Genomic DNA, 20,065 nt, shown 5'->3' with positions numbered 1-20,065 from the left:
TGTGATGTTGCAGTATGTGCAATCTTCATTGCGCATGTCGCTCAACGCTGTCTAACATCTCGGCCACCGCCGGTCAATGAAACCGCCACCCACCGACCTCGCCGAGGAGCTACGAGCATCGTGACCCCCACCGGACCCCGCAACGCCCCCGACGTCGTGGACGTCGTCGCGCTCGGCGAGTCCATGGTCACGTTCCTGCCCTCCCGGCCGGGCCGCCTCGCCGACGTGCCCTCGTTCGAGCGGGGCATCGGCGGGGCGGAGTCCAACGTGGCGTGCGTGCTGGCGGCGGCGGGGCACTCCGCGCGGTGGGTCGGCGCGGTCGGCGCCGACGGCTTCGGCGACCACCTCGTCGAGGAGATCGGCTCCTACGGCGTCGACATCGCGTCCGTACGGCGCGATCCGGCGCGTCCCACCGGCGTCTACTTCCGCACGTCGGGGGACCGGGCCACCGACGCCCACGAAGTGGCCTACTACCGGGCCGGATCGGCCGCCTCGGCGATGTCCGCCGACACCGTCGACCTGGCGGCCGTCCGGGCCGCCCGGGTGCTGCACCTGTCGGGGATCACGGCGGCGCTCTCCGGCGGCTGCCTCGACCTGCTGTGGGAGCTGACCGAGCCGGGCCCGCGCCGGCCGCTCGTCTCCTTCGACGTCAACCACCGGCCGGGGCTCTGGCCCGACCACGACGGGCCCCGGGCGCTGCTGGACCTCGCCCGCCGCGCGGACCTCGTCTTCGTCGGGTCCGACGAGGCCCTCGGCGCGTGGGGACTGCGCGGCGCGTCCGCCGTCCGGGACGCGCTGCCCGAACCCGAGCTCGTGGTCGTCAAGAGGGGCCCGGGCGGCGCCGTCGCCCTCGGCAAGGACCCCGGCGACGCGAAGGGCGCGGACGGCACGGCCACCCTCGCCCACGCGCCCCGCGTGGACGTCGTCGCCGCCGTCGGCGCCGGAGACGCCTTCGCCGCCGGGTTCCTCTCCGCCACCCTGCGCGCGCTGCCCGTCCGGGACCGGCTGCGGCACGGGCATCTGATGGCCGCCGCCGCCCTCACCGTGCCCGGCGACCTCGCGACACCGCCCGCGCGGGAGCACGCCGACCGGCTCGTCGCCCTGGACGACGCGGCATGGGGGAGACTGCGACTCGGCCCGGGCTGGACCGAGCGGACACAGCGGGCCGACGAGGAGGTGCGTACGCCATGAGCCAGACCGTCGACCGCGCGCTCAGCATCCTGCCGTTGCTCGCCGAGGGCCCCGCCGACCTGGGACAGGTCGCCGACCGCCTCGGCGTCCACAAGTCCACGGCCCTGCGCCTGCTGCGCACCCTGCACGAGCACGGGCTCGTCTACCGCCAGTCCGACCAGCGCTACCGCCTGGGCGCCCGGCTCTTCGCCCTCGCCCAGGAGGCGATGGAGAACCTCGACGTCCGCGAGATCGCCCACCCCCACCTGGTCCGCCTCAACGAGGACTGCGGGCACACCGTGCACCTCGCCGTGTACGAGGAGAACGAGGTCCTCTACATCGACAAGGTCGAGAGCCGCTACCCGGTGCGGATGTACTCCCGCATCGGCAAACCCGTGGCCATCACCGTCGCCGCGGTCGCCAAGCTGCTGCTGGCCGACCTGCCCGAGCACGAGCGGCGGACGGTCGCACAGAAGCTCGACTACCCCGCCTACACGTCCCGTTCGACCCCCGACGCCGGTGCGTTCCTGCGTGAGCTGGAGAAGGTGCGCGAACAGGGCTGGGCCACCGACCTCGGCGGCCACGAGGAGTCCGTCAACTGCGTCGCGGCGCCCATCCGCGGCGCCGACGGCCGGGTCGTCGCCGCGATGTCGGTCTCCGCGCCGAACGTCGTCGTCACCGCCGACGAACTCCTCACCCTCCTGCCGCTGGTGCGCCGCACGGCGGACGCCATCAGCGGCGAGTACTCCGGCAGGACACCAGTGAAGGGCACCGTATGACGGACAAGACCGCACTCACCCCGAAGACCCACACCACCCCGCCGGCGAAGTTCTCGCACGGCGTGCGCAAGGGCAACATCCTCCAGGTCGCCGGCCAGGTCGGCTTCCTGCCCGCCGAGGAGGGCAAGGCGCCCACGCCCGCCGGGCCCACCCTGCGCGAGCAGACCCTCCAGACCCTCGCCAACGTCAAGGCGATCCTGGAGGAGGGCGGCGCCTCCTGGGACGACGTGATGATGATCCGCGTCTACCTGACGGATGTGGCCCACTTCGCCGAGATGAACCAGATCTACGACGCGTACTTCGAGGAGCAGGGGCTGACCCGGCCGCCCGCCGCGCGCACGACCGTCTACGTCGGCCTGCCGGCGGGCCTGCTCATCGAGATCGATGCTCTGGCCGTGCTCGGCTGATGGTTCGCTCCCCTCGCCCGCCGCGTGCGTGACCCCCTTCGGGAGGTGTCGCCGATCTGATCGACGGGGCCGGGCTCGTCTCAGGACCCGGACCGTGCGGGAGAGCGTGCTGCCGGTGAGGGGGTTCGCGGTGGCGGCGGTTTTGAGTCTGTTCGTGTAGGCGTCTCATAACGATGCCGCGGTCGACTGTGTGCCGCACAGGTTTGTCGACCATACTGCTCCGCTGTGGAGCAGCGCATAGGTTCGAGCAGCCAGCCCCTGGAAGGCGCCGGATTCGACCCGGCCTTCATCCCCGGGCTCACGTCACCCCCGTCCCGGCCGACGGAGGAGGACGGGCCGGAGAAGGAGCCCGAGGGCGCGGACACCGAGGAGGCCGAGGAGGCCGAGGAGGCCGGCCCCGACCCGGCGGACCCGGCGGAGGCGGCCCCCTCCGAGCAGGAGGAGGAGACCGAGACCGACGGCCCCGTCTTCGAGGCGTCCGACCGCCGCGCCAGGCTGGTCGCCGACCGCAGAGGCGTACGACTGTCCCTGGACGACCAGGAATGCGAGTTCCGCTGGGACGAGATCGGCGCGGTGGAGACGGAGACGGCCCGCTTCGGCAAGCGGTACACCGTCACCGTCCACACCCCTGACCGGCGCTGGTACCCGATCGAGATCGAGGCGCCGGCCAGGAGCCGTTTCGCGGAGTGGGACGCGCAGTTGGACGCGGTGCTGGACGCCTACTTCGAGGAAGACGCCGACTAAGGGGTCCTTTCACTATGCCCGTCCGGGTCGCGCGGCCTGGCACCGCACCTCGCCGCGTTGCCGAAACGCCCAGGTAGCTCCGCTACATGGGCGCTCCGGCGCCTTGCGATGCACGGCACCAGACCACGCGACCTGATCGGACGCTCATAGTGAAAGGACCCCTAAGCGCAGTACTGGCTCTCCTTGCCGATCGACCGGTACATACAGTCGGCGTTCTCCAGCAGTTGCAGCACCGCGTCGCGGTTACGGGAGGTCTCCCGCTCGATCACCTCGTCGGGCGGGTAGAACCCACCCCCACCGGACCGGGGGTACATCTCGAAGGTGTACCCGAAGATCTTGTGTGCTCCCCAGAGGTAGTCGTCGATGGACCCGTCGGTGATGTACAGGTCGCTGGACTGCTCCGCCGTGTACCCGTTGCTCGCGGCCATCTTCTGCCCGACCGCCTTGAACGCCGCGTTGTCGTCCGCGGTCATCCCGGTCGCCGTGTCGGAGTACGTGTAGCCGAACGGCCACAGCACCAGCTCGCTGTAGGTGTGGAAGTCGACCCCCGCCTTGATCTGCTGCGTACCGCCGACGACCCGGCTGCGCACGAAGTCCGCGACGACCTTCACCTCGGGTGCGGACTCGGCGGACGGCCCCCGGTAGGTGTCGGACGACGTGGAGCCCGAGGAGCCGCCGCAGCAGCCCCAGCGGTAGTTCCAGTTGCGGTTCAGGTCCGTACCGACGTACCGCGAGCCGGGGTTGGGCTGCCGGTTCTTGCGCCAGGAGCGGTACGAGCCGGTGGCGATGTCGTACTCGCCGCCGTCCGGGTTGATGTCCGGGACGATCCAGATCTCACGGTTGTTCACCATGCCGGTGACGCGTGAGTCGGAACCGTAGTCGGAGGTCAGCTCGCGCAGCAGGTAGAGCGCCATCTCGACGGTCAGGTGCTCGCGGGCGTGCTGGTGGTGCGTGAACAGCACCTCCGGTTCGGACTCGTCGGAGCCGACGTTGTCGCTGATCTTGATGGCGACGATGTTCCGGCCCTGGTACGACGTGCCGATCACGCGCTGGCTCGCGATGGACGGGTTGGCCGAGACGAGCGCGTTGATCTCGCTCGTCATCTCCGCGTAGTTGTGGTATTTCGAGTCGCCCGACGGGAAGTCGAAGAGCCGGACGCCGTCCTCGCCCGCGGAACGGTCGGGCACCGCGCCGAGCGGGGCGACCTCGTAGCCCAGCCCGCGCAGTTTCCTGATCTGGTCGGCGCGGCCGGAGACCACGACACCGTGACCGTGGACCTCGTCCACGGTCACGCCCGTGCGCTGAAGTGCCGTGCGGTCCTCGGCCGTCGAGTGCAGATGGATCTCGTACTGGCGGACGTCGTCGGCCGTGGCGGCCGCTCGACGGGCGCCGTCGGCGGTGGCGTCGGTCGTCGTCGCGGACAACGGCGCCGCGAGGGCGAGGGCGAGAAGGCCGGCGAGGGCGGCGGTGCGTCTGCCGGTGCGGGCACCGGAGCCTCGTATGCGAAGTCGCATGAAATCTCCTTGTGGGAGGTGGGGTTGTTCCGTGCGACGTGCTGGGTGCGGGTGGCGCACATCGTTCTGCCGATGGCATGGGCAGGTCAAGGCTGAAAGTGGCCGCGCAGTGTACGCGTGCGGCGCCGCGATCGAGGTGACCCGGTGGAAGTGCACCCACAGGGGTGGCCGCGGCGTGCGTAGATGTACGCGGCGGGAGAGGGTGAGGGTCCCCACAAGGGGAGCCGGAGTGTCCGGCTCCCCGGACGACACCCCTCAGAGGACTGGCTGATCATGGGCGGATCAGCGCCACGACGGGACCACCACCTGCCGGCCGAGACGACCAGCTTCGTCGACCGGCGTGGCGAACTGACCCAGGGCCGCGAACTGCTGGCCCGCGCACGACTGGTGACGCTGACCGGGCCGGGCGGCGTCGGCAAGACCCGGCTCGCCGCGCGCATCGCGGCCCGGGTGCGGCGGGCCTTCCCGGACGGCGTGCGCTTCGTGCACCTGTCCGGACTGCACGACCCGGCCCTCGTCCCGCTCACCGCCGCCGACGCGCTCGGGCTCCACGACCACTCCGCCCAGCCGCCCCTGGACGCCCTCGTCGAGCAGGTGAGGGACCGGCGGCTGCTCCTCGTCGTCGACAACTGCGAGCACCTGGCGGGCGCGTGCGCCCGGCTCGCCGCGGCCCTGCTGCACGGCACCGAGGGCGTCCGGATCCTCGCCACCAGCCGGCACCGCCTCGGCCTCACCGAGGAACACCTGCTGGAGGTACGGCCGCTGCCGGTACCCGACCCGGACGGCGACCTGTCCACCGCCGAGGGCTACCCGGCCCTCACCCTCTTCGCCGACCGGGCCGCCGCCGTCGTCCCCGGCTTCCGCGTCACCGCCGCCAACCGCGCCTCCGTCGCCCGGCTGTGCCGCCGCCTGGACGGTCTGCCCCTCGCCATCGAACTGGCCGCCGTCCGCATGCGCGTCCTCGACGTCGACCAGCTCCTCGACCGCCTCGACGACCGCTACCGCTTCCTCACCACCGGCAGCCCCACCGCCCTGCCCCGCCACCAGACCCTGCGGGCGGCGGTCGCCTGGAGCCACGATCTGTGCACCACCCCCGAGCAGACGGTGTGGGCCCGGCTGTCGGTCCTGGCGGGCGGCTTCGACCTGGAAACCGCGGAGGCGGTGTGCGCGGACACCGCCCAGGAGGACCCGGGCCCTCGGCCCGTGGAGGCCCCGGGCGCGGAGGCCCGGCCCCCGGGCGCCCCGGAGCTCACGGGCGTCCCGGGGTCACAGGCCCGGCCCCCCGCGGCGCCCACCCGGGCTCTGGCTTCGGTCCCACGCCTGGGTGCGGACGACGTTCTGGAAGCCGTGGCCGGGCTCGTGGACAAGTCCGTGCTCAGCCGTGAGCCCGGGCCCGGCGGGGTGCGCTACCGGCTGCTCGACACCCTGCGGCAGTACGGGCTGGAGCAGCTGCGGCGGGACGCCGGGGAGGAGGAGACCGCCCGGCGGCGGCAGCGGGACTGGATGCTGCGGCGGGCCGAGGAGTGCGAGCGCGGCTGGTTCGGGCCCGGGCAGCCGGAGACCGTCGCCCGGTTGCGCGCCGACCGGGACAACCTGCGCGCCGCCCTCGACTTCAGCCTGTCCACCCCCGGCGAGGAGCTCGCCGCACTGCGCCTCGCCGGCACGCTCTGGTTCTACTGGCATGCCGGCGGCGCCTCCCGCGAGGGCCTGTACTGGCTCGACCGGGCCCTGGCCGCCGCCCCCGAACCGACCCGGGAACGGGCCCGCGGCCTCTGGGTCGCCGGGCTGCTGGCCGCCGCCACCCGGGACTTCCCCCGGGGCCGCCGCCACGCCACCGAGGCCCTCGCCCTCGCCCGGGCCCTCGGTGACGCGGCCGAGGGCGCCCACGCCGAATACGTCATCGGCGTCATCCGGCTGTTCGGCGGTGATCTGCCCGGAGCGCTGAGGCACTTCGAGACCACCGTCGGCCGTGGCCCCGTGCCCGGCCAGCACCTCAGCCTCGTCGGCCTGGACCAGGTCGAACTCGCCTGCGCGCTGGGCTTCCTGGGGGAGGCCGAGCGGGCGGTGGAGGTCTGCGAGCAGGCCCTGCGGCTGTGCGAGCGGCACGGCGAGCAATGGGTGCGCTCGTACGTGCTGCGGATGCTCGCCCTCGCGCACACCGTGCGCGGCGACTGGCCCCGGGCCGAACGGCACGCCCGCGAGGCCCTGCGGCTCAAACTCGCCGTCCACGACGTCATCGGCATCGCCCTCACCCTCGACCTGCTGGCGTCCGTCGCGGCGGCACGCGACGCCTACGGGCACGCCGCCCTGCTGCTGGGCGGCGCCGACCGCGTCTGGGCCGACATCGACACCGGCCGCTGGGGCGCCCACGTCCTCACCTCCGTACGCCGGGACAGCGAGGAGAGGGCCGTCCGGGCCCTGGGGCGCGAGGCGTTCGAGCGGGCCCACCGGCGCGGCGCGGCGCTCGGTCTCGCCGAGCTGGCCGGCCACGCGCTCCAGGAGCCCGGCCGACCGCACCCCACGGAGCCCGCTGCCCCGCCGCACGACGACACCGCGGTGCGGCTGACCCGCCGCGAGACCGAAGTCGCCCGGCTCGTCGCCGAGGGACTCGCCAACCAGCAGATCGCCGGCCGCCTGGTGATCGCCCGCCGCACCGCCGAAGGCCATGTGGAACGCATCCTCGGCAAGCTCGGCTTCAGCAACCGCAGCCAGATCGCCGCCTGGATGACGGCACAGCGCTGACCCGCCCCCCACGACCCGCCCCCACGACCCGCCCCCCACGACCTGCCCCCCATGACCCGCCCCCCACGACCCGCCCCCCACGACCTGCCCCCCATGACCCGCCCCCCCACGACCCGCACGCTCACCCATCCGAGGGGATCGCATGACCACCGCACAACCCAGCGCCTTCGACCACCGCATGGCCGTCTTCGACTCCGACGACGGCTTCCTCGCCGCCGCCCTGCCCTTCCTCGGCGAAGGACTCGGCGCCTCCGGCGAACCGCCGCCGGTGGCCATCGCCGCCCCGCGCAATCTGGATCTCCTGCGGGACGCCCTCGGCCGCGACGCGAAGGACGTCACCTGCATCCCGCACACCGACTGGTACACGGGTTCCGCCGCCAACGCCGTCGCCCGGGCCGCCGCGTACCTCACCGCGCACGCCGGCCCCGGCGGCCGGATCCACCTCGTCATGGAGCCCGTCTGGAGCGGCCGTGCCGGCCGCTCGGCCCGCGAGACCACCGAGTGGATCCGCTACGAGGCCCTGGCCAACCTCCTCTTCGCGCCCATGGCCACGACCGCCCTGTGCGCGTACGACGCCCGCACCGCCGGGCCCGCCGTCGTCGCCGCGGCCCGCCGCACCCACCCCGACACGGAGGTGTACGAGGACCCGCTGCGTCTCGCGGCCGAACTGGACGCCGTACCCCTGCCGTTGCCCCCGGCCGGTGCGCGGCCCCTGCGGGAGCCGGACGCCGCCGGCGTGCGGCGCTGGGCAGCGGCCCGGGGGCTGCCCGCCGCCGACGCCGAGCTGTTCGCCGCCGCGGTGGCGGAGACGGCGGCGGCCCTCGCACCCCTCGGGGGCGACGCCCTGCTGTGGGGCGAGGCACCCGCCTGCGTCTGCGAACTGCGCTCGGCCCGCCGTCTCGACGACCCGCTCGCCGGGTTCGTCCCGCCCTCCGCCGCGGGCCCGGAACCGGGCCCGGGACTCTGGTACGCGCGTCAGGTCTGCGCCTACGTGGACATCCGCGACGACGCCGACGGAGCGACGGTCCGTCTCCAGTACGCATGACCACCCCACCTGCGCGAACAGGTAGGGGATCGGGTAGTCCTCCCCCTGCGCCGGGCCACCCCTGCGGATCACCCTTGACCCATGCTGCAACTCTCCGGGTGGTCCCTCCCGGACCCCGACGCCCACTACGGCCCGTTCCCGCAACCGCCCCTGGGAGCGGGCCATCTGAGTGTCGAGTACGCACCGCTGCCCTCCGCCGTCCGCGAGGCGCGTGCGGAGGTCCGCAGGCAGCTGGAGGCCTGGGGGCTCGCCGAGCCCGGTGAGGTGGCCGAGGTGGCCGAACTGCTCGTCGGCGAACTGGCGGCCAACGCCCTGGTGCACGCCCGGAGCCGCTTCCGGCTCACGCTCTTCGCCGCGCACGGCGTGCTGCGGTGCGAGGTCGCCGACGGCGAACGCCGCGTGCCGCGGGTGCTGGACGCGGGCACGGGGGAGAGCGGCCGCGGAATGTTCCTGGTGGACGCGCTCGCCCAGCGGTGGGGCTGCCACCGGGACGGGCCGGGCAAGACCGTGTGGTTCGAGCTCGGCACATGCGGATCGGACGGCTGTGGTCGGCGACAGCCGTGACGCTCCGCCGGCCGGGCCCCGGCGGTGCGTCCAGCCGCCCGGGCCCGGCTCCGGCCCGCTCGTCATCGTGGTGGTTTCGCGCAGGTCTCGCACCCCCGGGGTGATTCCGCTCAGGCCCTCTTGTCGGTCCGGCCTCCTTGCGGTTTCTTGACCTTCATGGCGGACACCACGGGCAACACCACGGAAAGCGCGGCCACCCATCCCCCGCAGCCCCGGAAGGCGAGCTGGAAGTACATCGGGCCGGGCATCGTCGTCGCGGCGACCGGCGTCGGTGCCGGCGACCTGGTCGCCACCCTCATCGCGGGCAGCAACTTCGGCTACACCCTCCTGTGGGCCGCGATCATCGGCTGCCTGGTGAAGATCTCCCTGGCGGAGGCGGCGGGCCGCTGGCATCTGTCCACCGGCCGCACCCTGTTCGACGGCTGGGCGAGCCTCGGCCGCTGGACCACGTGGTTCTTCGCGGTCTACGTCGTGGTCTGGGGGTTCGTCTACGGCGCGGCGGCGATGTCGTCGAGCGCGCTGCCGCTGCAGGCGCTGTTCCCGGACGTGATGGACCTCAAGTGGTGGGGCATCGCCTGCGGTCTGGTCGGACTGGTCTTCGTCTGGTTCAACAAGTACGCGGTGTTCGAGAAGGTCATGACGGTCCTGGTGGGCGTCATGTTCGTGGTGACGGTGTACCTGGCGGTCCGTGTCACGCCGAACATCCCCGACGCCTTCGCCGGGCTCCTGCCGGTGCTGCCGGACGAGAAGGACTCGATCCTCAACACGTTGGGTCTGATCGGTGGTGTGGGCGGCACGATCACGCTCGCGGCGTACGGCTACTGGGTCAACGCCAAGGGCTGGACCGACACCGGCTGGATGAAGGTCATGCGGCTGGACAACCGCGTCGCCTACGCCACGACCGGCATCTTCGTCATCGCCATGCTGTTCGTCGGCGCGGAGCTGCTGCACTCGGCGAACGTCGCGATCGCGAGCGGCGACAAGGGCCTGGTGCAGCTGGGTGACATCCTGGAGGACGAGTACGGTCAGGCGACGGCGACGTTCTTCCTCATCGGCTTCTTCGCCGCGTCCTTCACCTCGCTGATCGGCGTCTGGCACGGAGTGAGCCTGATGTTCGCCGACTTCGTGGGCCGCCTGTCGGGCCGGGGCCAGGCCAGGGGCGCGCAGGTCGCCTCGGGCGAACGCGAGCGTTCCCGGCCGTTCCGCGCCTATCTGCTCTGGCTGACCTTCCCGCCGATGATCCTGCTCTTCGAGGGCCAGCCCTTCCGCCTGATCATCATCTACGGCGTCCTCGGCGCGGCCTTCCTCCCCTTCCTCGCCGCGACCTTGATCTGGCTCCTCAACTCCTCGCGTACTCCCCGCGAGTGGCGCAACGGCCCCCTCAGCAACGCGATGCTGGCCGGGGCGGGCCTGCTGTTCCTCGTCCTGTGCGTGAAGCAGATCTGGGACCAGCCGTGGGGGGAGTTCTTCTAGAGCGGCGAGCGGCGGGCGGGGTGAGGGGAGTTCCGGCCCCCCTCACCCCACCGGCCTCATCGGTCCGGCTACGGCAGCCCGTGCACGTGCGGTCCCACCGCGCTGGACCACGCGTTGCCCGCCGTCGCGTCCCAGTTGGTCGACCAGGTCATCGCGCCCCGCAGGTCGGGGTAGGTCCGGGGCGGTGTGAAGGTGCCGCAGTTCGTGGCCCTGGTCAGGCAGTCCAGGGCGTTGTTCACCACGGTCGGGGAGACGTAGCCGCTGCCCGCCCCGCGCGTCGAGGCCGGCAGGCCCAGACCCACCTGGGAGGGGGCGAGGCCGTTCTCCAGCTGGATGCAGGCCAGGGCCGTGAGGAAGTCGACCGAGCCCTGGCTGTAGACCTTGCCGTCGCAGCCGAGCATGGAGCCGCTGTTGTAGTACTGCATGTTGACGACCGTGAGGATGTCCTTCACGTTCAGCGCGGTCCGGAAGTACCCGTTGGACGTCGACTGCATGTCGATGGTCTGGGGAGCCATCGTCAGGACGAGCGACGGGCCCGCCTTCGCCGACAGCGCGCGCAGCGCCTGCGTCATGTACGTCGCGTTGAGGCCGTTCTCCAGGTCGATGTCGACCCCGTCGAAGCCGTACGTCTGCATCACGGAGTACACGCTGTTCGCGAAGTTGGCCGCGGCCGTGGCGTCGTTGACCGACACCGTGCCGCGCTCTCCGCCCACCGAGATGACGACCTTCTTGCCCGCGGCCTGCTTGGCGCGCACGTCCGCCTTGAACTGGTCGACCGTGTAGCCCTTCAGCCCGGCCGAGTCCAGGGTGAAGGACACCGCCCCGGGCGTGCCCGTGGCGTCCGCGAAGGCCACCGCGATGATGTCGTACGCGGCGGGGACGTCCGAGATGCGCTGGACCGTCGCGCCGTTGTCGAAGTTCTGCCAGTAGCCGGTCACCACATGCTTGGGGAGCGAGGGGCCCGGGCCGTTCGGCTGCTTCGTGGTTCCCGTCACCGCCGCCGACTTCGGCGACTCACCGGCCCCGTTCGACGCCGTGACCTGGAAGGAGTACGACGTCGAGGCCGCGAGTCCGGTCACCGTCGCCGAGGTGCCGGAGACGGCGGTCACCTTGGTGCCGTCGCGGTAGACGGTGTAACCCGTCGCTCCGGAGACCGTGTTCCAGGCGAGGGAGACCGACGTGGACGTCGTGCCGGAGACGTTCAGGCCGCTCGGCGCGGACGGGATCGTGGGGCCCGGGTCCGTGCCCCCGCCGCCGTCGGGGCCGAACACCGACACGTCGTCGGCGTAGTACGCCGCCTGCCCATACCAGCCGTGCGTGTACACCGTCACCGATGTCGTGGACGAACCCGTCCTGAAGCTCGTCGACAGCTGCTTCCAGGAGGAGGAGTGCGGCGTCCAGGTGGACACGTCCGTGGTGCCCGTGCCCGTCACACCGAGGTAGGCGTACCCGCCCCGCACCCACGCGCCCAGCGTGTAGGTGGAGTTCGGCTTCACCGCCACCGTCTGGCCGCACCGGGCGTTGTCCTGCCCCGACGGGGTCGCCCGCAGCGCGGCCGACCCGGAGTGCGCCGGGGAGGAGACCGTGGTGCCGCTGCCCGACGAGCAGGTCCAGTCGCTCAGGCCCGACTCGAAGCCGGGGTTCCTGGCGTTGTTGACGTCGGCGGCGTTCGCCTGGCCGACGGTCGTGACAGTGAGGGCCAGGGCAGCCGTGACGGCACCCGACCACAGCCGCAGGGATCGCCTGTGTCTGGACATGACAAGAAAATGGTCCAGACCAGCGATGGTGTCAAGAGGTCCAGACCAACATGTCGACCAGTAGTCCCCCCGCGCACCCCGCCGGCGGCACACCCGCGGACATCCACAACGCGGCACCCGCCGGGTCCGGCATCCTGTCGGCGCCGAACCGGCCGACCTCCATGCCCGGCTTGAAGTCCTTCCCGGCGGCGACCGACGCGGCGTCCGTGAACGAAGGCCCACCGTCGACACCAGGCCCCCCGGGTCCCTCACCCGGGACCGCCGGAGCCCGTCGCAACGACCGGCAAGATGCTCAACCTGCCCCGTTTTGCCGCATCTTGTGCAACGACAGTTGCTCTCCAGCTACACAAACGCTGTTCTCCGGTCACAGAGCCGTGGATACAGTGCTGAGGTAGTCACGCAGTGAAGTCGACACGGTGCGCCGGGGTGACACCCGGCGTTCCGACGGGCATGGGGAAAACGGGGAGCTGCGCGTGCCAACTGCCATTGCCGTGACCAGCGCTGACATGGCGCTGCCGCCACAGGACGAACGGACCCTGCCCGCCGTCGTGCTCCGCGACATCCACCGACGCCCCCTGGAGCAGGCCCTCGCGGAGATGCAGGCCCTGGTCGAGCACCACGGCCATGTGATCGTGGTCTGCCCACAGGCCGCGCCCACCGCGGTGCAGCGACGGCTGCACACCCTGCGCGCCCTCATGGAGAGCGACCGGATCGCCCTGTTCCGGCCGGAACTTCCGCCGCTCGGACTCGCCGTCCTGGCCCGTCAGTTACGGCAGCTCGCCTCCTGCGACATCAGCCCCGGCGTACTCGCCTCGGCCGGCCGGCTGCTCGTCCACTACATCCACGCCGGCGCGCTCCTCAACTCCGTCACCCGGCTCGACCGCGTCCCCGTCGGCCTCAAGTCGCACGCCAAGTCCTGGGTGCCCGGCACGCAGTTCGGCGTCCTCGCACACCCCGAGCCGCACCTGATCAGGATCACCCCCGAAGCCCAGCTCCCCGGCCCCGAGTTCGGCACCTGGATGCTCGTCGCCAAGGGGCAGCTCCAGTCCGACTGGGTCACGGGCACCCTCGCCCCCTCCTGGAAGGTGCAAGGGCTGCGCGAGACCCCGCTGCCGGCCGAGTCGCCCGGCTGGTGGGGCACCGGCAAGCTCATCGAGTTCTGCAGCTACCTGCCCGACCTGTCCGTCCTCTACCAGCTGGTCACGTCCGTGCGCCGGGGCCGGTGCCACTGGTGCGGGATCGACGTCATCGGCGACCGCTGCGTGTTCTGCTCGGCCACGCCCCCCGTCCACGACAGTCCGCCCAGCCGGCAGCTCGAGAACCGGACGGCCGTCGGGTGAGGCCCGGCACCGCTCGTCAGCCCTGTTCCGATCCCGCTCGACCGATATCCCCAACGAGGTTGTACGGTTCATGAACTCCCGTCAGCGCCGCGGCGTGATTCTCCTGCTCCTGTCGGTCGTCTGCGCCCTCGGCGCCTTCGCCGGCGTGCTCTCCGTCATCAGTGACGTGAAGTCGAAAGTCGGCCCCGAGGTCACCGCCTACCGGCTCACCTCCGACGTGCCGCCCTACACCACCCTCAGCACGGGCCAGTTCGAGAAGATCAAGATGCCCGAACGGTGGCTGTCCGACAACGCGGTCACCGATCTGCGGGAGATCCAGGGCAAGATCGCCGTGACCACGCTGCGCGCGGGCTCCCTGCTCCAGTCCGACATGATCGTCCGCCGGCCGGCCCTCCAGCCCGGCCAGCAGGAAGTCGCCATCATGATCGACGCGGCCACCGGCGTGGCCGGCAAGATCACCCCCGGAGCCTCGGTCAACGTCTACGCCACCTTCGAGGGCGCGCGCGAGGGCGACCCCGACCAGTCGAAGATCATCGTCACCAGCGCCAAGGTCCTCGACGTCGGCCGGCTCACCGCGCTGAAGCCCGACGAGGGCAACCGCACCCAGCAGCCCACCGACGCCGTCCCGATCACGTTCGCGCTGTCCGCCCTCGACGCCCAGCGCATCACCTACGCCGAGTCGTTCGCCAAGCGGGTCCGGCTCGCCCTCGTCGCGCCCGGCAGCGACACCACCGTCCCCGAGCGGGACCGGACGTACGAACTCGCGAAAGACAAGTGAGAGGCTGCCATGCCCACGAGGATCCTCCCGGCAGTCGGTGACGCGGACGCGGTCCGGTCCGTCACGACGCTGCTCAGCCAGCTCCCGGACGCCGAGCCCGTCGCCCCGGTGGTCGACTCCACCCAGCTCATCGACACCCTCGCCCGGCTGGCCGCCGAGTCCGTCGACGAGCTGCCGGAGGTCGTGGTCGTGCACGAGCGCATCGGTCCCGTCCCCGCGCTGGAGCTGATCCGCGAAGTGGCCCTGCGCTTCCCGGCCGTCGGCGTCATCCTCGTCACCTCCGACGCGAGCCCCGGCCTCTTCCAGGCCGCCATGGACTACGGCGCTCGCGGCCTGGTCGCCCTGCCGCTCAGCTACGAGGAACTCGCCAGCCGCGTCCAGGCGGTCGCCCAGTGGTCCGTCGGCGTACGACGGCACCTGGGCGCCGGCGGCGACGTCTTCACCGGCGTCGGCGGCACCGTCGTCACGGTCAGCGGCGCCAAGGGCGGAGCCGGGACCACCCTGACCGCGATCCAGCTGGCACTGGCCGCCCAGGCCTCCGGCCGCGGCACCGCCCTGGTCGACATGGACCTCCAGACCGGCGACGTCGCCTCCTACCTGGACGTCCAGTTCCGCCGCTCCGTCGTCGACCTGGCCGCCATCACCGACATCTCACCCCGCGTCCTCGCCGACGCCGTCTTCCGCCACGACAGCGGCCTGGCCCTGCTGCTCGCCCCCGCCGAAGGGGAACGCGGCGAGGACGTCACCGACCGCGCCGCCCGGCAGATCGTCAGCGCCCTGCGCTCGCGCTACGAGGTCGTCGTCATCGACTGCGGCGCCCAGCTCGGCGGCGCCGGGGCGGCGGCCGTGGAGATGGCCGACCGGGCCCTGCTGGTCACCACCCCGGACGTGGTGGCCGTCCGGGGCGCCAAACGGGCCGTGCGGATGTGGGACCGGCTGCAGATCCGCAAGGCCGAGGAGACCACCGTCGTCGTCAACCGGCACAGCCGCGCCACGGAGATCCAGCCGCCCCTGATCCAGAAGATCACCGGCACGGCGGTCGCGGCCACCGTGGTCCCCGCCAATTTCAAGGAACTGCAGAGCGTCGTCGACGCGGGCCGTGTCCACGAACTGGAGAGCAAGAGCTCGGTGAAGCAGGCCCTATGGGGCCTTGCGGGGGAGCTGGGCCTGGTCAAAGCCCCCGACGGTGCCCAGAAGGGGGGCCGGGGGGCGGTGAGCTTCCGGCGGAGGAGGGAGGGATGAACGTGCCCTCGAGAGAGCGGGAGCGGGACCGGGGCCAGGTGACCATCGAGTTCCTCGGCATGACGCCGACGATCATCGTGACGCTCATCGCCCTGTGGCAGGCGGTCCTCGTCGGTTACACCTTCATCCTCGCGGGCAACGCCGCGGACGAGGCGGTACGGCAGGCGACGGCGGCGGAGCCGGGGGCGCGGCCGGGGGCGTGCGAGGAGGCCGGGCTCAGGCACCTGTCGGAGGCGTGGCGATCCGGCGCCACCGTGACCTGCGGCGGCTCCGGCTATGTGACGGCCGACGTCAGGCTGGAAGTGCCGATCCTCTTCCCGGGCACGCTGTCCTTCGGGTTCACGGTCCGCGGCCATGCCGGGGCGGTCGAGGAGGCGAAACCGAGATGACCGGTATCCGCAAGGGCCGCGACCGTGGCCAGGTCGCCATCGAGTACATCGGCTTCCTGCCGATCCTGCTGCTCGTCGCCCTGGCGGCCGTGCAGCTCGGACTGATCGCCTACACGGCCCAGCAGGCCGGCACGGCGGCCCGGACCGGGGCACGCAGCGCGTCGCTGGACGGACCGCACGAGGCGGACTGCCGCGCCGCGGTCAGCAGTTGGCTGGCCGACGGGACGAGCTGCCCGGCGTCGATCGGCGGGGAAGAGGTCACGGTCACGGCCACCGTGCGGATCCCGTCCCTCGTGCCGGGCTGGGAGTTCGACCCCGCCGTCAAGACCGCCACGATGCCGCGCGACCACTGAGCCAGAGCGAGGAGCACCGCACTCATGAGCCTGCGAGCACGTATCAACACCCCCGAGGAGAACGGCAACCGGGGCGAGGACGGCCACATGGTCGCCTCCTACCGGGCCAAGCTCCTGGAGGAGATCGACCTCGCGGAGATGAGTTCGCTGGCCGCCGCCGAGCGCAGGGCCCGGCTGGAGCGGGTGCTCGGGCACATCATCAGCCGCGAAGGCCCGGTCCTGTCGACGGTGGAACGCTCGCAGCTCATCCGCAGGGTGGTCGACGAGGCACTGGGCCTGGGCATCCTGGAGCCCCTCCTCGAAGACGCGTCCATCACCGAGATCATGGTCAACGGCCCGGACGCGATCTTCGTGGAGCGCGGCGGCCGGGTCGAGCAACTGCCCCTGCGCTTCGCCTCCAACGACCAGCTCATGCAGACCATCGAGCGTATCGTCTCCACGGTCAACCGCCGGGTGGACGAGTCGAACCCGATGGTCGACGCCCGCCTGCCCTCCGGCGAGCGCGTCAACGTCATCATCCCGCCGCTGTCCCTGACCGGCGCCACCCTCACCATCCGCCGCTTCCCGCGCTCCTTCACGCTCCAGGAGCTGATCGGCCTCGGCTCGCTCGACGAGCACATGCTGTACCTGCTGGCGGGCCTGGTGCAGGCGAAGTTCAACATCATCGTCTCGGGCGCGACGGGCACCGGCAAGACGACCCTGCTCAACGCCCTCTCCGGCCTCATCCCCGAGGGCGAACGCATCATCACCATCGAGGACTCCGCCGAACTCCAGCTCCAGCAGCCCCACGTGATCCGCCTGGAGTCACGCCCCCCGAACGTCGAGGGCAAGGGCCAGATCACCATCCGGGACCTCGTGCGCAACTCCCTGCGGATGCGCCCCGACCGGATCGTCGTCGGTGAGGTCCGCGGCGGCGAGTCGCTCGACATGCTCCAGGCGATGTCCACCGGCCACGACGGCTCACTCGCCACCGTCCACGCCAACAGCGCCGAGGACGCGCTGATGCGGCTCCAGACCCTGGCGTCCATGTCGGACGTCGAGATCCCCTTCGTGGCGCTGCACGACCAGATCAACAGCGCGGTCGACGTCATCGTGCAGCTGACCCGCTTCGCCGACGGCGCCCGCCGCATCACCGAGGTCGCGCTGATGGACAGCCACGGCAGCGACCCGTACCGCCTGGTCACGGTCGCCCGCTTCGCCGCACAGCCCATGACCTCCGACGGCCGTATCCACGGCGCCTTCGAGTACTTCCCGCTGCCGCGCCGCACCGCCGACCGCCTCTACATGGCGAGCCAGCCCCTCCCACAGGCGTTCGGCATCGCCCGGTCGGCGGACCAGCTAGCCACCCGAGAAGCCAGGTAGGACCGACCGATGGAACTGCAATCGCTCATCACGCTCACCACCGGCGTCACACTGCTGACCTGCGTCCTCGTGGTCGCCGGCCTGCACTCCTACGCCATGGGCAAGGCACAGCGGCAGGCCCTGGTCGACCGCCTGTCCGCCACCGGCCAGATCCCGGTCGGCGGCCGGCGCCGCAACTTCCGCGGGATCGACCGCCGCCTGCGACGCACGAAGCTCGGCAAGAAACTGGAACTCCGCCTGGCGGCGACCGGCCTGGACATCACCCCGGGCGAGTTCTTCGTCTACATGCTCGCCACCGTCGCGGGCCTGTGGCTGATCGGCCAGGCCGCCCTGGCGCCGTTCTTCGGGCCGCTGGCGGGTCTGCTCGGCGTCGGCGTCGCCGTCCAGTTCCTCAACTGGCAACGCCAGAAACGCATCGAGAAGTTCATCAACCAGCTCCCCGAGATGGCCCGGATCCTCGCCAACGCCACCCAGGCGGGCCTCGCCCTGCGCACGGCGATCGGTATGGCGGCGGAGGAGATGGAAGCCCCGGCGGGCGAGGAACTGGGCAAGGTGTCGAACCAGTTGGCGGTCGGCGCCTCGATGGACGACGCGCTGGGGGAACTGGCGGACCGCCTCCCGTCCCGTGAGCTGGTGGTGCTGGTCACCACGTTGGTGCTGTCGAACCGGGCGGGCGGGCAGGTGGTGAGCGCGCTGCGGAACCTGACGGAGACCTTGGAGGAGCGGAAGGAGACGCGGCGGGAGGTGCGGACGCAGTTGTCACAGGTGAACATGACGTCGTACGCCGTCCCGGTCCTGGGCGTCGGCTCGCTGTTCCTGATGAACGGGGTGAAGGACGGCGCCCTGGACCGCATGACCGGCTCCGCCTTCGGCCAGGCGGCGGTCATCATCGCCTTCTCGCTCTACGCCGTCGGCTTCGTCCTCATCCGCCGACTGTCCCGCATCGACGTCTGAGAGCCCGGAGGCAACCATGGGACTGCTCCTCGCCCTGCTGACGGGCCTCAGCGTCTGGGGCGTGTTCGCCGGCCTCCGCATGTACCGCGCGGAGGCCAAACTGCCCGGCGACCTCGCCCTGGCCCTGGAGGTCGGCTCCACCCGCACCGGCGCCGTCGACTCGCTCGTCGACCGCCTCGGCATGCGCTACGCCCCCGCGGTGCTGCGCCTGATGGGCCCCAAGCAGGTGGCCAGGTACCGCCGCAAGATCGACCTCGCCGGCAACCCCGGCGGCCTGACGATCGACCGGTACGCCGCGCGGCGGGTGGTCTACGGCTTCCTCGGGGCCGTGGGCTTCCTGGTCTTCCTCATGCGCGGCCAGCTGTTCGTCGCCCTGCTTCTGCTGGCCTTCGGCGCGTTCTGGACGGAGGTCGGCATCTGGTCGGCGATCCGCATCCGCAAGGACGTCATCGAACGGACCCTGCCGGACTTCCTGGACGTCCTGGCGGTCGTGGTGAGCGCCGGCCTCGGCTTCCGCCAGGCACTGGACCGGGTCGCCTCCCGGTACGAGGGCCCCTGGGCCGACGAACTGCGCATCACCCTGCGCCAGATGGACCTCGGCGTGAGCCGCCGCCAAGCCTTCGCGGAACTGCGCCGCCGCAACGACTCCGAGCAGGTGGCGATGTTCGTGACGGCCCTCCAGCAGGGGGAGGAACTGGGCGCGCCGATCGTCGACACGCTGGTGTCCCTCGCCAAGGACATGCGCCGCACGGACGCCCAGAACGCCCGTCGCAAAGCCGCCCGGGCCGTCCCCAAGGCCACGATGATGATCACGACCTTCATGGTTCCGGCCACGATGCTCCTGCTCGGCGCGGGCCTGATCCTCGGCTCGGGCACGGACTTCGGCTCGGTGACGGGGAAGTAGGGAAGGGGGCGACGGTATGTCGATGACAGGGGAGCGGACGGGGCTGCTGGGCCGTCGACGCCGCCGGGCCGAGCGGACACCGGAGATCACCACACCTCCGGCGGGGACGGTGCTGCCGGCGCATGTCCGCACGGGCGCGCCGGACGTACCGGTGACCTCGGTGACGCCCGCGCTGCCGCCCGGGTGGGAGGCGGCCGGTGCCCTCGCCGGCGGGGAGCCGACCCTGCGGATCAAGGGGGGCGGACGCCGGAGGGCGGGGCCGCCTCGCGCGGAGGCGGTATCCCCTGGGCAACGCCCGGTGCCGGCGGCCGGGGGTGGTGGATTGACCGGGGACGACGGTGGACCGGTCGGGGATGGTGGACCAGCCGGGAACGGTGGACCGGCCAGGAACGGTGGACCGGCCGGGAACGGTGGACCGGCCGGGAACGGTGGAACAGCCAGGAACGGTGGAACAGCCAGGAACGGTGGAACAGCCAGGAACGGTGGACCGGCCGGGAACGGGACACGTGGTTCGGCGGGACGGCCGAAGGACGATCGGGCACCACGAG

General features: G+C 71.9%; 18 protein-coding genes. 16 read left to right on the top strand and 2 right to left on the bottom strand.

Annotated features, from left to right (window positions below; all coding sequences use genetic code 11):
- The first annotated feature begins 120 nt into the window (after nt 1-120).
- The 4 genes from ABTX62_RS22180 (at nt 121) to ABTX62_RS22165 (ending at nt 3,100) form a co-directional block, all read left to right on the top strand.
- Entirely contained in the window at nt 121-1,191 is a 1,071-nt protein-coding gene (locus ABTX62_RS22180; RefSeq protein WP_352117783.1) for a sugar kinase, read from the top strand.
- The gene (locus ABTX62_RS22175; RefSeq protein ID WP_352117782.1) at nt 1,188-1,949 is read left to right on the top strand and encodes an IclR family transcriptional regulator; all 762 of its coding nucleotides are present in this window, start codon (nt 1,188-1,190) and stop codon (nt 1,947-1,949) included. The genes ABTX62_RS22180 and ABTX62_RS22175 overlap by 4 nt, the downstream gene beginning before the upstream one ends.
- Nucleotides 1,946-2,356, top strand: a complete 411-nt coding sequence (locus tag ABTX62_RS22170; RefSeq protein WP_352117781.1) for a RidA family protein — start codon at nt 1,946-1,948, stop codon at nt 2,354-2,356. Before ABTX62_RS22175 ends, ABTX62_RS22170 begins: the two co-directional genes overlap by 4 nt.
- A gap of 225 nt (nt 2,357-2,581) precedes the next feature.
- Nucleotides 2,582-3,100, top strand: coding sequence for a hypothetical protein (locus ABTX62_RS22165; protein ID WP_352117780.1), 519 nt, complete (start codon nt 2,582-2,584; stop codon nt 3,098-3,100).
- A gap of 161 nt (nt 3,101-3,261) precedes the next feature.
- On the opposite strand, the gene ABTX62_RS22160 is transcribed toward ABTX62_RS22165, so the two are convergent.
- On the bottom strand, nt 3,262-4,614 hold the full coding sequence (locus ABTX62_RS22160) for a M14 family metallopeptidase (protein WP_352117779.1): 1,353 nt from the start codon (nt 4,612-4,614) through the stop codon (nt 3,262-3,264).
- A 273-nt stretch (nt 4,615-4,887) separates the two neighbouring features.
- On the opposite strand from ABTX62_RS22160, the gene ABTX62_RS22155 reads away from it, so the two are divergent.
- The 4 genes from ABTX62_RS22155 to ABTX62_RS22140 all read left to right on the top strand — a co-directional run bounded on the left by ABTX62_RS22155 (nt 4,888) and on the right by ABTX62_RS22140 (nt 10,438).
- Nucleotides 4,888-7,356, top strand: a complete 2,469-nt coding sequence (locus ABTX62_RS22155) for an ATP-binding protein (protein WP_352117778.1) — start codon at nt 4,888-4,890, stop codon at nt 7,354-7,356.
- 142 nt (nt 7,357-7,498) lie between these two features.
- Entirely contained in the window at nt 7,499-8,401 is a 903-nt protein-coding gene (locus tag ABTX62_RS22150) for an anti-sigma factor RsbA family regulatory protein (RefSeq protein ID WP_352117777.1), read from the top strand.
- Nucleotides 8,402-8,482: 81 nt separating this feature from the next.
- On the top strand, nt 8,483-8,965 hold the full coding sequence (locus ABTX62_RS22145) for an ATP-binding protein (RefSeq protein WP_352117776.1): 483 nt from the start codon (nt 8,483-8,485) through the stop codon (nt 8,963-8,965).
- A 156-nt stretch (nt 8,966-9,121) separates the two neighbouring features.
- Complete coding sequence (locus tag ABTX62_RS22140; protein WP_352117775.1) at nt 9,122-10,438, top strand: Nramp family divalent metal transporter; 1,317 nt, start codon at nt 9,122-9,124, stop codon at nt 10,436-10,438.
- Nucleotides 10,439-10,506: 68 nt separating this feature from the next.
- Here the strand turns inward: ABTX62_RS22140 and ABTX62_RS22135 are convergent, their stop codons facing one another.
- Nucleotides 10,507-12,195 carry a chitinase gene (locus ABTX62_RS22135; protein WP_352117774.1) on the bottom strand — a complete coding sequence of 563 codons (1,689 nt, stop codon included), beginning with the start codon at nt 12,193-12,195 and terminating at the stop codon, nt 10,507-10,509.
- Nucleotides 12,196-12,668: 473 nt separating this feature from the next.
- On the opposite strand from ABTX62_RS22135, the gene ABTX62_RS22130 reads away from it, so the two are divergent.
- The 8 genes from ABTX62_RS22130 (at nt 12,669) to ABTX62_RS22095 (ending at nt 19,517) form a co-directional block, all read left to right on the top strand.
- Nucleotides 12,669-13,535: a hypothetical protein gene (locus tag ABTX62_RS22130; protein ID WP_502997997.1), complete on the top strand. Its 867-nt coding sequence runs from the start codon at nt 12,669-12,671 to the stop codon at nt 13,533-13,535.
- A 70-nt stretch (nt 13,536-13,605) separates the two neighbouring features.
- The gene (gene cpaB / locus ABTX62_RS22125; RefSeq protein WP_352117773.1) at nt 13,606-14,313 is read left to right on the top strand and encodes a Flp pilus assembly protein CpaB; all 708 of its coding nucleotides are present in this window, start codon (nt 13,606-13,608) and stop codon (nt 14,311-14,313) included.
- Between the two features lie 9 nt (nt 14,314-14,322).
- Nucleotides 14,323-15,555 (top strand): CpaE/TadZ family protein, encoded by a 1,233-nt coding sequence (locus ABTX62_RS22120; protein ID WP_352117772.1) that lies wholly within the window; start codon nt 14,323-14,325, stop codon nt 15,553-15,555.
- Nucleotides 15,552-15,944 carry a pilus assembly protein gene (locus tag ABTX62_RS22115; RefSeq protein WP_352117771.1) on the top strand — a complete coding sequence of 131 codons (393 nt, stop codon included), beginning with the start codon at nt 15,552-15,554 and terminating at the stop codon, nt 15,942-15,944. The genes ABTX62_RS22120 and ABTX62_RS22115 overlap by 4 nt, the downstream gene beginning before the upstream one ends.
- Nucleotides 15,941-16,297 (top strand): TadE/TadG family type IV pilus assembly protein, encoded by a 357-nt coding sequence (locus ABTX62_RS22110; protein ID WP_352117770.1) that lies wholly within the window; start codon nt 15,941-15,943, stop codon nt 16,295-16,297. The genes ABTX62_RS22115 and ABTX62_RS22110 overlap by 4 nt, the downstream gene beginning before the upstream one ends.
- A 24-nt stretch (nt 16,298-16,321) precedes the next feature.
- Nucleotides 16,322-17,659, top strand: a complete 1,338-nt coding sequence (locus ABTX62_RS22105; protein ID WP_283969455.1) for a TadA family conjugal transfer-associated ATPase — start codon at nt 16,322-16,324, stop codon at nt 17,657-17,659.
- 9 nt (nt 17,660-17,668) lie between these two features.
- Nucleotides 17,669-18,613: a type II secretion system F family protein gene (locus ABTX62_RS22100; RefSeq protein WP_352117769.1), complete on the top strand. Its 945-nt coding sequence runs from the start codon at nt 17,669-17,671 to the stop codon at nt 18,611-18,613.
- Between the two features lie 16 nt (nt 18,614-18,629).
- Nucleotides 18,630-19,517: a DUF5936 domain-containing protein gene (locus ABTX62_RS22095; RefSeq protein ID WP_352117768.1), complete on the top strand. Its 888-nt coding sequence runs from the start codon at nt 18,630-18,632 to the stop codon at nt 19,515-19,517.
- The last annotated feature ends 548 nt before the right edge of the window (nt 19,518-20,065 follow it).

Source organism: Streptomyces sp. NPDC096046, assembly GCF_040303285.1.
In the GTDB taxonomy this organism is placed as follows: Bacteria; Actinomycetota; Actinomycetes; order Streptomycetales; family Streptomycetaceae; genus Streptomyces.
This window is presented reverse-complemented; position numbering and strand designations above follow the sequence as displayed.